16 protein-coding genes are annotated in these 13,897 nt (G+C 32.8%); 3 read left to right on the top strand and 13 right to left on the bottom strand.

Features of this window, described 5'->3' with window-relative positions; translation table 11 throughout:
• The 6 genes from ACSG5Z_RS05030 to yqeK all read right to left on the bottom strand — a co-directional run bounded on the left by ACSG5Z_RS05030 (position 1) and on the right by yqeK (position 4,106).
• Positions 1-375: a hypothetical protein gene (locus ACSG5Z_RS05030; protein ID WP_087986129.1), complete on the bottom strand. Its 375-nt coding sequence runs from the start codon at positions 373-375 to the stop codon at positions 1-3.
• Between the two features lie 108 nt (positions 376-483).
• On the bottom strand, positions 484-1,332 hold the full coding sequence (locus ACSG5Z_RS05025) for a GNAT family N-acetyltransferase (protein WP_435710841.1): 849 nt from the start codon (positions 1,330-1,332) through the stop codon (positions 484-486).
• An 89-nt stretch (positions 1,333-1,421) separates the two neighbouring features.
• On the bottom strand, positions 1,422-2,057 hold the full coding sequence (locus tag ACSG5Z_RS05020) for an SDR family oxidoreductase (protein WP_098133522.1): 636 nt from the start codon (positions 2,055-2,057) through the stop codon (positions 1,422-1,424).
• A gap of 15 nt (positions 2,058-2,072) precedes the next feature.
• Positions 2,073-2,810: a 5'-methylthioadenosine/S-adenosylhomocysteine nucleosidase gene (mtnN, locus tag ACSG5Z_RS05015; RefSeq protein WP_137015065.1), complete on the bottom strand. Its 738-nt coding sequence runs from the start codon at positions 2,808-2,810 to the stop codon at positions 2,073-2,075.
• Between the two features lie 26 nt (positions 2,811-2,836).
• Positions 2,837-3,484 (bottom strand): DUF3885 domain-containing protein, encoded by a 648-nt coding sequence (locus ACSG5Z_RS05010; RefSeq protein WP_149213283.1) that lies wholly within the window; start codon positions 3,482-3,484, stop codon positions 2,837-2,839.
• 13 nt (positions 3,485-3,497) lie between these two features.
• A complete protein-coding gene (gene yqeK / locus ACSG5Z_RS05005) occupies positions 3,498-4,106 on the bottom strand; it encodes a bis(5'-nucleosyl)-tetraphosphatase (symmetrical) YqeK (RefSeq protein WP_147788180.1) in 609 nt (202 codons plus the stop codon).
• 192 nt (positions 4,107-4,298) lie between these two features.
• On the opposite strand from yqeK, the gene ACSG5Z_RS05000 reads away from it, so the two are divergent.
• The 3 genes from ACSG5Z_RS05000 (at position 4,299) to ACSG5Z_RS04990 (ending at position 7,338) form a co-directional block, all read left to right on the top strand.
• Positions 4,299-4,994 carry a response regulator transcription factor gene (locus ACSG5Z_RS05000; RefSeq protein ID WP_087986134.1) on the top strand — a complete coding sequence of 232 codons (696 nt, stop codon included), beginning with the start codon at positions 4,299-4,301 and terminating at the stop codon, positions 4,992-4,994.
• The gene (locus tag ACSG5Z_RS04995) at positions 4,984-6,141 is read left to right on the top strand and encodes a sensor histidine kinase (RefSeq protein ID WP_060488935.1); all 1,158 of its coding nucleotides are present in this window, start codon (positions 4,984-4,986) and stop codon (positions 6,139-6,141) included. Before ACSG5Z_RS05000 ends, ACSG5Z_RS04995 begins: the two co-directional genes overlap by 11 nt.
• A 180-nt stretch (positions 6,142-6,321) precedes the next feature.
• Positions 6,322-7,338, top strand: coding sequence for a D-alanyl-D-alanine carboxypeptidase family protein (locus tag ACSG5Z_RS04990; protein WP_435710837.1), 1,017 nt, complete (start codon positions 6,322-6,324; stop codon positions 7,336-7,338).
• A 58-nt stretch (positions 7,339-7,396) separates the two neighbouring features.
• Here the strand turns inward: ACSG5Z_RS04990 and ACSG5Z_RS04985 are convergent, their stop codons facing one another.
• From ACSG5Z_RS04985 to ACSG5Z_RS04955, 7 genes are all read right to left on the bottom strand, one after another.
• On the bottom strand, positions 7,397-7,855 hold the full coding sequence (locus ACSG5Z_RS04985) for a DinB family protein (protein WP_060488931.1): 459 nt from the start codon (positions 7,853-7,855) through the stop codon (positions 7,397-7,399).
• Positions 7,856-7,861: 6 nt separating this feature from the next.
• Positions 7,862-8,602: an alpha/beta fold hydrolase gene (locus ACSG5Z_RS04980; RefSeq protein WP_435710835.1), complete on the bottom strand. Its 741-nt coding sequence runs from the start codon at positions 8,600-8,602 to the stop codon at positions 7,862-7,864.
• On the bottom strand, positions 8,595-9,155 hold the full coding sequence (locus tag ACSG5Z_RS04975) for a nucleoside/nucleotide kinase family protein (protein ID WP_435710834.1): 561 nt from the start codon (positions 9,153-9,155) through the stop codon (positions 8,595-8,597). The genes ACSG5Z_RS04980 and ACSG5Z_RS04975 overlap by 8 nt, the downstream gene beginning before the upstream one ends.
• A 51-nt stretch (positions 9,156-9,206) precedes the next feature.
• Positions 9,207-9,746 carry a GNAT family N-acetyltransferase gene (locus ACSG5Z_RS04970; RefSeq protein WP_060488925.1) on the bottom strand — a complete coding sequence of 180 codons (540 nt, stop codon included), beginning with the start codon at positions 9,744-9,746 and terminating at the stop codon, positions 9,207-9,209.
• Positions 9,747-9,866: 120 nt separating this feature from the next.
• Entirely contained in the window at positions 9,867-10,196 is a 330-nt protein-coding gene (gene exsK / locus ACSG5Z_RS04965) for an exosporium protein ExsK (protein ID WP_000535707.1), read from the bottom strand.
• A gap of 169 nt (positions 10,197-10,365) precedes the next feature.
• Positions 10,366-12,306 (bottom strand): AMP-binding protein, encoded by a 1,941-nt coding sequence (locus tag ACSG5Z_RS04960; protein ID WP_435710831.1) that lies wholly within the window; start codon positions 12,304-12,306, stop codon positions 10,366-10,368.
• Between the two features lie 49 nt (positions 12,307-12,355).
• Positions 12,356-13,897, bottom strand: a complete 1,542-nt coding sequence (locus ACSG5Z_RS04955; protein WP_075306983.1) for an acyl-CoA carboxylase subunit beta — start codon at positions 13,895-13,897, stop codon at positions 12,356-12,358.

Below are 13,897 nucleotides of genomic sequence, written 5' to 3'. Positions count from 1 at the left end.
TTAACGAGCGTTTTGCAATACTTTTATTAGGTCATTTATATTTTCAACTTTTTGCTGAAACTGATCAAATCTGCTATGTAGCAATGAAGGATTCTTATCTTCAGTTGAAATAACTTTTTTTAATTCTTGTTCTAATTTATCATATGTATGAAAGAAATTATCAAATTCTACACTTATAAGTTCTTCATTTTCACGATAAAATCTTTTTGCTTCTAAATAAGTCATATATGATTTATTTAGAAATCCTAATGAAATTAAATATTTAGAAGTGTTTTCTTGATAAATAGCAATATCACATGCTATTTTAATATCAGAATAAGTCTTTTGAACGAAACAATGCAATTCAAAAATCTTAAACTTTAATCCATTATTCATTTCATCCCCTCCCATCCTATCTATTCTACATAAAAAAAGAATATTATACAAAGTGAAATATCAATATAGCACAAAAATAAAAAGCGAAAGAATGACTCCTTTCGCTTTTTATAATAATACATACATTTCATATTGTGCTAATGAATTCTTTTCAAATCCAGTTTTCTTTAAAAACCCTTCCAGTAAATTGTTGTTTGGAAACCCAATTGATAAACTTGATACATTTAAGTTTTCTGTTGCTACTTGTAATAATTTTGATCCAATACCACGATTTCTATAGTCTTTGTCTACGAAAAGAAAACTAATTTTACCTTGTTCATTCATACATATAGAACCTTTTAAATCATTATCGACATATGCACCATAAAATGTATTGTTTGTTTTTCCGATATAATCTATATCATTTTGCCAATTTATATGGAAGTGTAACCATTTCTGAATTTCAACTTTAAAAGCTGGAAATTCTAATTGTTTTACTTCAATTCCCTTACAATCTTTATTTATTATTTTAGTCATATCTTTTAAATTATAATAAGATAGATCGTACACTTTTTCATAGCCTAATTTCGTATAAAAATGAATCGCTCGGTCATTGCCTACAATGACTTCAAGAAAAAGTTGCTTACACTCATTTTGAAGCGCCTCTTCCTTATGCAGTTCAAATAATTTTTGACTCACACCAATACCGCGGTAATTAGGATGAACCGCTAATGTTCCACAACGCATTGTTTTTATGTTTTCATAATCCTTTATCCCGCCAAGTATTACACCAACAGATTTGTTACCGTCTAAAGCAAGAAAGGAATGTTTTAGTGAATTCCCTTCTGGTCCCAAAAACCTTTTTATAAAATCTTCTTTTGAAACTTCCATTTTAATCATGTAATCTGAAAATCCATCTTTAAAAGCTTCATACACTAAATCTATACTTACTTCACTGCATCTTTTGTATTGAATCATATAAAATTCTCCCCCACTTACTCGTGTTAAACTTAGCATTCAAATACGTAAAATGTACTAGTTTCACTCTACCCATCATTCTTTAACATTTAATTTGAAATAAACGGGCACTTCCCTACATATCTCTCACTGTTAATTTGTTTTATAACAAATGGTGCAATATCACTATTTTGAATTTTGATTCCTGGCATATCTACTAAACTCTCTTTTATATTTCCAATGCTCTTCCCTTCCATAACAAATGGTAATCTAACAATTGTCCAATCTACATCACTACCTTGAATAGTTTGCAATTCTTTATATTTATCTTGCATCATCTTTGATAAAAATACTTTAAACAAGGTAGCTCCTATTTTATTTACAATTCCCTTTTGATCTCCTGTAACATCTAAAGAACCTCCAGAAATTAGTATATATCTTTTTATTTCAAATTCTTTCATTGCTTCTAAAATATGCTTCGTTACTGTGCTAAAAATATAAGATTCATTTTTCGGTTGACCTACCGCATTAATTACAGCTCGACACCCTTTAAGTAATTTGCGTATTGAAACAAAATCACGTGCATCTCCATTAATAATCTCTAAATTTTCATTTGTTATTTTGATATTATTAGAATTTCTTGTTAATATTTTTACTTGATATCCCTTTTCTAACGCTTCGTTTACAAGGAATTTCCCTGCGTTTCCGTTTGCACCCAGAATAGCTATTTTATTTGTACTTTCCAATATTAACCCCTCTTACTATCTATTATTTACTACATTAATCTCATGTACACGTAAAAAAGCAATTAAATGCTCGCACGCTCGTTCACACGCTAACATTTTAAAGATTTTTTGTTCCTCTTTCGTTTTATCATTTGCTTGATCTGATGCAGCTTTTAAACTAAGAAAAGGTTTGTTATTGATTTGACACACATAAGCAAAAGCTGCCACTTCTTGATCAACCGCTAATGCTCCATATACAGTATGGAGTAAATATCTCATTTCTGAACTACGGATACGTTGATCTCCAGATAAAAATGTACCATAATGAATCGGATCATAAGATCGTATCTTTTTTATTCTTCTTACAAGTGACTTTGTTGTTTCAATAGGTGCTGTCCTACCATTATATAAATTAAAAATATCTTCCCCTGAACCAGCAGCAGTAACGTCGTGTTGTATTGCATTAAGGGCTACTACAATATGTCCATTTTTCACCTTATTTGATAGACTTCCGCATATTCCTGTCATAAACAACTCATCTGGCTGAAACTCACTAATTAATAATTGCACACAACTAGCACAACTTACTTTCCCAACTCCAGTTATTACGGAGATAACTTCCATATTATTAATATAATGAAAATGAAATTCCCAAGCTGCTCGTTTTTCAATACGTTCACTTGGATAATATTGATGCAAATACGTAAGTTCTGGTTCCCATGCGGATACGATTGCAATACGTTTCATTACATGCTTCACTTCCCCTATTGTTATCATGTAAATACTTTATCTATACTTTCTCATTCATAATCTGGAATCCACTCTTTATATTTCTCATATAAATTTCGTATTGTTTCTTTATTCTTCGCAATTACTTCACATCCTCTATCATCGTAAATAAACATGATAATATCTTTTGTTGCATTTATGAGAAATACATCTGGATAAGAAATTTCTTTTTTGCGTCCAAAACGAGGATAAAGACCTAGAAAATCTTCATGATTTGCAGCTTGAATAAGCGGTGTATACTTTATATCACAAGCAAAACATTTTAATGAAAATTGATAAGTACAATACAAGTCAGCTTCTTCTTCTTCAAATAAAAAAGGTATTGTTTCTTGCCTTATATGATACTTTAAATCTCTATTATGAATAAAACGTCTATATATATTAATTTTCTGCGGATTTTTCACATTTTCCTTTTTAAATCGATAAACATTTGTTACTAAAAAAACTTCATCTTCTTTTGAAAATATATCTTCAAATAAGTATTTATTATATGTATAAAGCTGAGTGAAGTATTCCCTATTTACATCGTCGGTTCTTTCTACAAATAGGTCTTTCCCTTTCCCAAAATGAAAATGCAAATGATTTTCCCATTGAAAGTATATATGTGGTACTAATGTAACTCCAGGGAATGTTTCATTCATATATTCTTTTAATTGCATTCTTAATTCCTTTCTACTCTACAATTTCTTTTAACTGCCAATATGCATCTTCTAGCCATGGATGTATAACTTTCAACGTGTCTTTTCTGTCCCACAAATATGAAATATATGCAAAAGCAGCATGTTCTAAAGATTTTTCTAATTCTTTTTTTACTTCTACTAAATATGGTGGTGCTCCATTTTGATCCCATTCTATTTTATCAGCAACAAATAACACTAAATCCATTTTCGTTGCAAGTTTACGTAGTGTAGTATGGCAGCAAATTGCATTTAAGATTTCTTCATCATCCACTTTAAATATCTCTTTTGCAATTACTTTCGATAACTTTTGATGAATAATCATTGGAAATTCTCGTTCTTCTTGTAATATCTCTATTCCAAATTCTTCAGCAACTGCAACCCGATCTTCATTTGGAAAGATTGCACTAATATCATGTAAATATCCTGCAATCGCTGCCTTTTCTTCATTTACATGATACGTAATCGCAATTTTACGGGCTTCTTTTGCCACCCGAATTGAATGTTTATAAGTAAGTTCTTTATTGTATTTTAATAGAAATGATTTTATATCATTTTCAATTTTTCCAGTTGGAGTAAATGAATATATATCCTTATATAACATCTCAAGTCACCTTTCTTCCTAACTTTCAATATAACGCTGTATTTAAATATCCTTTTTATTTGTATTCGTTATGAATGTTTTAATCCCTTTTTTATACGTTACATGAAATTTTATGGTGAATCATTGCTACAAAATACATAAATGTTTGATATTATAATAATGTTAATGATTTGTAAGGAAAGGAACTACATAATGAATAAAAACATATTAATTATTGATGATGATAAAGAAATTGTTGAGTTACTTGCTGTTTATTTGCGAAATGAAGGCTATAACATTTATAAAGCATACGATGGCGATGAGGCATTGCAAATGATTTCTACATATGATGTTGACCTTATGGTTTTGGATATTATGATGCCAAAACGCAATGGATTAGAAGTTTGCCAGGAAGTTCGTGAGAATAATACTGTACCTATTCTTATGCTGAGTGCAAAAGCAGAAGATATGGATAAAATATTAGGTCTTATGACAGGTGCAGATGATTATATGATTAAGCCATTCAATCCATTAGAATTAGTAGCTAGAGTGAAAGCTTTGTTACGAAGATCATCTTTCCAAAATGCCACTTCCTCCAAAAATGAAGATGGTATTATTCGTATTCGTTCTGCTGAAATACACAAACATAATCATACTGTTAAAGTAAATGGAGAATATATTAAACTTACATCTATTGAATTTGATATTTTATATTTACTTGCGAGTAATACCGGAAGAGTATTTAGTTCCGAAGAAATTTTTGAACGCGTATGGAACGAAGATGGTTATGGTTCAAATAAAACTGTAATGGTTCACATTAGTAATTTACGAGATAAACTTGAAACAGGAATGAATGGAGAGAAGTTTATTCATACTGTTTGGGGAGTAGGCTATAAAATTGAGAAATGAAGCATTTGATATATTAAAAGATATCCCAAAATGGAAGTTAATTTTTTGGTTTATGTTAGCCATCACACTTACTCCTATTACTGAATTAATTATATATCGCCTTGTTACAAGTGTAATTGAAAGTTCACTTACGTTAAGCGAGCTCGGAAAAGAATTCATTAGAATTTTTGGATATGAAAAATATAAAGGAATAAAGGAATCTCTATGGATGATGATTGTATCTTATTTGTTTTTATTTTCTATTTTCTCATCCTACCTATACATTTTTTATCGTCATGAAAGAAAGATTTATTATGAAACTTGTATTAAAAAAATGATAGAAGAAATTCGTTATATTGCAAATGGAAACTTCAATCATAAAGTCTCTATCGTAAATCATAATTATCTGGAAGAGTTAGCAAGTGGAGTTAATCACATTGTTGAACAATTGAAAGTTTCGATTGATGAAGAAAGACAGGCGGAACAAGCAAAAAGTGAACTTATTACAAATGTATCGCATGATTTACGTACTCCTCTTACCTCTATAGTTGGATACGTAAATTTAATCCACCATGATAATTATAGAGATGAAGTGGAATTACGCCATTATATACAAGTCATTTACGATAAAGTAACCCGTCTTAACGCATTAATGAATGATTTGTTTGAATATACACGTGTTCAAAATAAAGAGTTAAGTTTATATTCTGTTCCCATTGATATTGTAGAGCTACTTGGGCAATTAACTGTTCAATTCCGCATACAAGTTCAAGAAGCTAATATAGAATGTCGACCTTCTTTCCCATCTCAAAAACTCATGGTATTAGCTGATGGAGACAAATTAGTACGAGTGTTTGAAAATCTTATTATAAATGCTATCGCTTATGGAAACGACGGTGGATATATCGACCTTGCTGCCTATGAAAGCAATAATATGATTACTATAGATATAACAAATTACGGCCAACCTATTCCTAGTACGGATTTACCTCATATTTTTGAACGTTTTTATCGCGTTGAAAAATCTCGCTCTACGAACACTGGTGGATCTGGACTCGGATTGGCAATTGCAAAAAGTATTGTGGAATTGCATAAAGGAACAATTGAAGTATATAGTGATGATAAAAAAACAACTTTCACTGTAAAACTACAACCATATAAATGTTAATACAACTTAATTTTAGGTCCAATTTCTTACCATATAAGAAATTGGATCTTTTATTTTCCATTAAAATCCAAATTTAATAATCCTTTATAATTCTTTAGAAATTCTTTACCTTTTCTTTCTTCCTAATTAAGCATTCCTTTTTACAATAGTATTATTGATGTCATAGTAGGAGGATCGCTTATGCAATTCTTGAAAAAGTTCACAATTTTATTCTTATCTTTTGTTATTACAGCACTTATCGTTTTATATTTTTACCTCTATGTAAATGGTCCAATTATTCAAGCTAAATCAGCTATTTTAATAGATGCTAATTCAAGTGAAGTTGTTTATAAAAAAAATGAAGAAACTCCTATACAATCAGCTACTTTATCTAAATTAATGACAGAGTATATCACACTGGAACAACTGAATGAAGGAAAAATACAGTTAGATGAATTAGTAAAAATAAGTAACGAAGTTTTCCGAGCAGAAACGAGTCCTATACAAGTAACTTCGAAAGATAAAACGACAGTTCGTGATTTACTTCATGCATTGTTTTTGACAGGGAATAATCGTTCCGCACTTGCCCTTGCAGAACACATTGCTGGAAACGAAGATAACTTTACACTTTTAATGAATGAGAAAGCAAAACAACTAAAGTTATCACAACCATCCCCGTTTTTAAATGCTACTGGAATGAATAACGATACAAATAAACAATCAACTACAACAGCTATAGACGTAGCTAAACTAGCGACACAATTAGTAAAAGACTTTCCAGATGTATTGAATGTTACGAAACTAACCTCTTACCAATTTACCTTCAAAGACTCAAAAGTTTTCAACACAAATAAAATGATTTATTCTCTTAATAAAAACATTAAACTCCAAGGTGTTGACGGCTTACAAACTAGTTTTTCAACTAATGGTAATTATAGTTTTGTCAGTACAGCAAAACGAGGAGATACTAGACTTATTTCCGTAATATTAGACTCCAATGAAGAAAACAGTACTTTTATTGAAACAAAAAAGTTACTACAGTACGGTTTTGATCCTTCCTCGTACTCTGCACTCCAAGCTTTTAAAGATGCTGTTACATCGTGGACAGTTTTGCTTCAATTTAAAAATTTGATCATACAAACATTGTTGATTTTCTTCATCATTACAATTTTAATGTTTTTACATATACGTCAGAAAAAACCCGAGGATTTCAACTAGGAAATCTTCTTTTATATAAAAACCGGCTTGCATTTACAGTGCAAGCCGGTTTCTAAATTTATAATCCTCTTCCAATTAAATTCGCTGAAACAGGCTGAAGATTTAATTCTCTCGCCCATATAGATAGCTGACCAATATGGTGAATTTCATGCACAATTACATGTCTTAAAACTTCACCGTATGTATATGTTTTATCTGTCCATGAAGCTTTTAATATCTTACATTCTACGGTAGATGACCATTCTTGTAAAAAATCTTCTAATTCTCGTTTATATACATCAGATAACGCTTTCACTTTTTGGATGGATTGATAATCTTTAAACTGCGGTTCATTATCTTCTTTTCCTTGAAGCGCACTAATCCAGCTGTACTCAACATCGACAATATGGAATAATGTTTCTAAAACACTCCCAACACCACCTACACGCTTGCGGAGTAATTCTTCCTCTGAAAGTTGTTCACACCACTTAAACCAATCATCCCTTACTTGCCAATTGTATTGAAATAACGTGTACATATATATTTATCTCTCCCCTACCTCAACAATCCACTTAACCGCATCTATTACATAATATGGTTCATCTTTTTGAATATAGTGACCGCTTTTTTCTGCAATTACAAATTTATGATTGTATGATAATCGTAATAATTCTTCTTGCAATTGTAACCATTTCATTTGTGCATCTGGCGAATAAAAAACTTTTTTACCCGCAGCTAACACGACAAGTGGAATATCATTCATTGATTTACAATGTTTATCTACTTCACTTAAACTAAATGTAAACTCTTCATAAGAACTTTCATATACAAACTGTTTATAGTAAGCTTCTTGAAATTCTGGAGACATGATTGGCAGAAAATCTTCTTTATAATTTTCCGGTGTCGAATCAACCAAAACTATTCCCAACATATCTTTGGGATAAGAAGTAGCAAATAAACGTACATTTATACCGCCAAAAGAATGTCCTACAAAAATATAAGGTGGTTTCAATTGTAGTTGCGCTAAGCAACTTCTTAAATCTTTTACCATTTCAGAACTAATACGTCGCTTGGAACGATTTCCACTTTTCCCCAATCCAGCTCGATCATATGTGAGCACCGTCCCATATTCCGTCAATCCCTCAGCAATATGATCCCATGTCTTTGAATAATCGCCATAACCTGCTTCCATTATAATAACTGGCTGCAACTTCTTTCCTTGGAACTTTTTCGTATACATTTTAAAATCTTCAACTTGTACATATTCCTCTATACATTTAATCATTGGCAATTACTTCTCTCAGGCCAAGTTCCTCTACAGCATGATTAATTATTTTACTTACAGATAAAGAGCCATCCAATACAATATCCGAATTCGGCTTAACAGTATGAATTGCCTCTAAATATGCTTTTCTCGCAAGTGTCATGTAATGTTTCAAATCATTATGTATTTCATCTATTGTATCTTCTTTAAAATCTCGCAAAATTCTTCTAGCCATCGCAATATCTAACGGGGTATCGATAAATATAGTTGCATCAATAAATTCTCGCATTTCACTATTTAAGTATGCAAAAGGATAATCTACAATAATATAATCTACATTACCCTCTCGTTTAAGGTGCTGAATATCATGAATTAATGGCGTAAGTACCCATTCATCATAATTTGCTCCATCATTAATCCATTTACAAATATCAGCAGGACAGTTATCAAAGTTATAGCTATCAAAATACAATGCTTTTGAATTTGTTAACTTTTGACTTAATCTTTCTGTAACAGTAGTTTTACCTCCTCCTGAAACAGCTGCAACTGTAATGATTTTCGTTTTTTTATTCATAATTTCCCACCATACCCCTTCTAGTTAACATAACACAATTATAGAAAACTATTATTTTTTATCGCTCCATTCATATTCTAACATACTCATTTCCCATAAATTCCAGTATGTTTCTCCTACTTTTTTTGACTCTCTTAATAAACCTTCTTTTACAAATCCTATTTTTTCATAACATGAAATAGCCAATGTATTAAAATCATAAACACCAAGCGTTACTCTATGTAGTTTTAATTCATCAAATGCAATATGAAGTACTGCTTTCATCATATGCTTCCCAATAGAACGCCCTCTCATTTTCGTATCACCAACTAGTACTTTACCAATCCTTGCAGATTTATTTATATTGTCTATTTGCCCAAGTGAAATATGACCAACTACTTCTTGAGTCTCTTCATCTATTACTTTGAATGCAAGTGTATTTTCACTTTCTATATATTTTTCTAATTGTTCTTCATTTAGGGGATATGTAAATGCATTTCCTGACCACTGTATTAAAAATTCTTCGGAATCAATCCAGTTTATTAATTGTTTGAAATCGAATCGTTTAAAAGGTTCTAATTTAATCAACTTCATTCTCCTTTCATACACCATTCTATATATCCTCAAACTTATTTCTATATATAAAATATATTCTCCTTTTATACGAAATGAAAATAAAGCCATTCATAAGAATGGCTTTACAAAAAACATAGCCCAATTATGCCATGTTTCTTATGTTAACAATGGTTCAATCGCTTCAATTTTACAAACTGAAATAATTACTGTAACTACCCCAGCACTATTAGCAAGCTTTACAACATCACAAGTGACTGAAGAAACAGTTCCTGCATAATTATTACTTCCTGTTGTAATACGCACTGATCTGTTTACTAACTTTCTCAGCTCATCTCTAATTCCTTGTACACAGCAACAGTCACATGCCTTATTTTGCTCTTCATGTTCTTTTTTACACTCTTCAAAAACATCCCAACAATCATCCTGTTTACATGAACACTGTTTACATGAACACTTTTTTCTAGAATTACTATAACGAGATCCCAAAATCTCACCCCCTAGTCATTTCTATTAATATAGTATGTCCACTAGCTTCAAAGTGTACGAGGCAAAAACATAGAAAAGAAAAAACAAACACATGTACTAAACTATCCTGTATACATAAAAACTGACCTCTAATTATTAGAGGTCAGTTCACATTATACATGCTTTAATTTTATAATTTACTAGACTGCAATCCCTGAATAAATGGCACTACTTCAGGGTTTACAAGTGATGATAAATCACCTAGTTCTTTCCCTAAATAAGCAGCTTTAATGACACGTCGCATTACTTTAGAATTACGCGTTTTCGGTAAATCTTCTACAACGTGAATATCTTTTGGACATAATGCTTTTCCAATATGAGAGTTTACTAAACTCATTAATTCTTTCTTTAATTCTCCTGAGAATGTTACATTGTCTCTTAATACTACAAAACAATGACAAACTTCACCTTTTACATCATCTGGTACACCAATCGCAGCAGCTTCTATGACATCATTATGCTTCACAAGAATAGATTCATATTCAGCAGGTCCAATGCGTTTTCCAGCAATGTTTAACGTATCATCTGAGCGTCCTGTAATAATATATTGCTCACCATCATAAATCACCCAGTCACCATGAACCCATTTGTTTTCAAAACGTGACCAATACGTGTTCACATAACGCTCATCGTCTTCCCAGAAACTTTTCGTCATACCAACCCAAGGTTTCTCTAAACATAATTCTCCAACTTCATCACGAATTGGATTGCCTTGATCATCGAGCACAACCGCTGCCATTCCTGGTAAAGATGCGTTAAAACTAATCGGTGCAATTGGTTTAATAAGGACGTTTCCGAAAATCCCACCAGAAATTTCAGTTCCGCCTGAATAGTTACAAATTGGTACATTATTTTTTCCGACTGTTTCAAATAGCCACATCCAAGGATCTGGATTCCAAGGTTCACCTGTTGATGCGAATACTTCTAAACTCTTGAGCGAATGTTTATTTACATACTCATCACCCTTTGCCATTAACGCACGAATTAATGTTGGTGATATACCGAGATGTGTAATTTCATATTTATCAACGGTCTCCCATAAACGATCTGCTTCTGGGAAATCTGGAACACCTTCGTACATAACCATCGTTGCTCCATTAATGAGAGAGCCGAATAATAAAAACGGTCCCATCATCCAGCCCATATCAGTTACCCATAATACGCGGTCACCTTGTTTGATGTTCATTCCAAATCCTGCATCAAATGCAGATTTCAAAGGGAAACCAGCATGTGTATGTACTGTTCCTTTCGGTTTCCCAGTTGTACCTGATGTATAAATGAGCATTAACGGATCATCACTATTCATCTCTTCAGCATGCGTAAATGGTTTTTCTTTTTCTAGCGCACTCCATGGGAAATCATAATTATGTGGTGTAAAATCATTTCCTGCATGACGAACAATAACAACTTTTTCAACAGTTGGACAATGTTCGCAAGCTTTATCTACTTCGTCTTTTAATGAAACAACTTTACCTCGGCGTGAAAAACCATCTGCAGTAATAATCATTTTTGACCCTGCCGCTTGTACACGAGTCATGACTGCATCAGACGCAAATCCTGAGAATATTGGTGAAATAATTGCTCCGATTTTCATAACAGCTAGCATTGCAACAACTGTTTCTGGAATCATCGGCATATAAATTGTTACACGGTCACCTTTTTCAATACCCGCATGTTTCAAACCGTTTGCAACGCGACTTACCCAGTTGTCAAGATCTTCATATGTAAATGATTTTGAAGTTCCATTTTCTCCCTCATACTGTAGTGCTGGTTGCATTCTTGTTTCATCATCCGCAAGCCAGCGTGATAAAACCGATTCTACAACGTTACATGTTCCACCATTATACCACTGTGCAAACGGCGTACCATTTTCTAAATCTAGCACTTCTGTATAAGGCCTCATCCATTGATAGCCAACCGCTTTCTCAGCTTCTCCCCAAAACCAATCTGTTTCTTCAATAGATTTATTATAAAACGTTTCATAATCTTCATAGCCCAATGATTTCATCCAACCATATAAACGCGTTTTTTCTTTATATTCTTCTGTTGGAAACCAAACTGCTTGTTTCAATGTTTTCCCCTCCTTGACTTTTTGAGCAAGAAAGCCCTAAATAGGGCTTTTAAACTGGATAAACAGGATGTTTACGATCTGTAAATACTTGATATTTACTCATATACATTTCGAATCGTCCTTTTAACTCTTCTCTTAAATTGTTTGGATGAACAATACCATCAATGACCATCTCTGATGCCAAATGGTAAATATCAATATCTTTCTTATACTCTTCGCGTTTTTCAGCAATGAAGCTATCACGCTCTTCTTCTGGTAAAGCTGCAATCTTATTTGCATATACAGCATTAACTGCCGCTTCTGGACCCATTACTGCAATAGAAGCTGTCGGTAATGCTAGGCAGCAATCTGGTTCAAAGGCTGGACCTGCCATTGCATATAAACCAGCACCGTATGCTTTACGAACAACGATAGAAATTTTCGGTACAGTTGCTTCACTCATTGCAGAAATCATCTTTGCACCATGACGAATAATACCAGCACGCTCTACTTTTGTACCAATCATAAATCCAGGTACATCTGCAAGGAATAACAACGGAATATGATATGCATCACATAAATTAATAAATTTCGCTGCTTTATCCGCTGAATCGTGGAATAATACGCCGCCTTTCATACGCGGTTGATTCGCAATAATACCAACTGGCTTACCATCAATACGTGCCAAGCCTGTAATTAGTTCTTGAGCAAATAATTTTTTTACTTCATAGAAAGAACCTTCATCAATAACTCTATTAATGAGATCTTTCATATTGAAAGGAGCATTTTGATTTTCTGGAATGATTTGTTCTAACGTTTTTTCGAATTGTTTCGGTTCTTGAGGTGTAACCAATGGAGTCTTCTCTAAGTAGTTGTTTGGAAAATATGAAATGTATTGTCTTGCTTGTGTAATCGCATCTTCTTCTGTTTTACATAAAACATCTCCGCATCCTGATACAGAGCAATGCATACGAGCTCCGCCCATCTCCTCTAAAGTTACCTTCTCGCCGATAACCATCTCCGCCATACGAGGAGAACCTAAGTACATAGATGCATTCCCTTCTACCATCATAACAATGTCACAAAAGGCTGGAATATATGCGCCACCAGCTGCCGAAGGTCCAAATAATAAGCATACTTGAGGAACTTTACCTGATAATTTCACTTGATTGTAGAAGATTCTTCCTGCACCGCGGCGCCCTGGGAACATTTCTACTTGATCTGTAATACGCGCTCCAGCAGAGTCAACTAAATAAAATAACGGAACACGTAATTTTTCTGCCGTTTCTTGAATACGTAAAATCTTTTCAACTGTACGTGCGCCCCATGATCCAGCCTTTACCGTTGAATCATTTGCCATTACGCATGCAGTACGACCATGTATTTTACCCGTTGCCGTTATAACACCATCAGCAGGTAATCCTGTTTGTTCACAATTTGCAAATAATGCATCTTCTACATATTCACCATTATCAAATAAAAGAGCTAAGCGATCTCGAACGAATAGTTTTCCTTTTGCTTTGTTTTGTTCATGATACTTTGGTGCGCCGCCTTGTTTAATCGCTTCAACTCGTTCTTCAAATGTATTCGATTGTTGTTTTTGGTCTAACAT

This window comes from Bacillus pretiosus, assembly GCF_051294775.1.
Lineage (GTDB): Bacteria > Bacillota > Bacilli > Bacillales > Bacillaceae_G > Bacillus_A > Bacillus_A wiedmannii.
The sequence above is the reverse complement of the archived record's forward strand: the minus strand, read 5'-3'. Positions and strand labels throughout refer to the sequence as shown.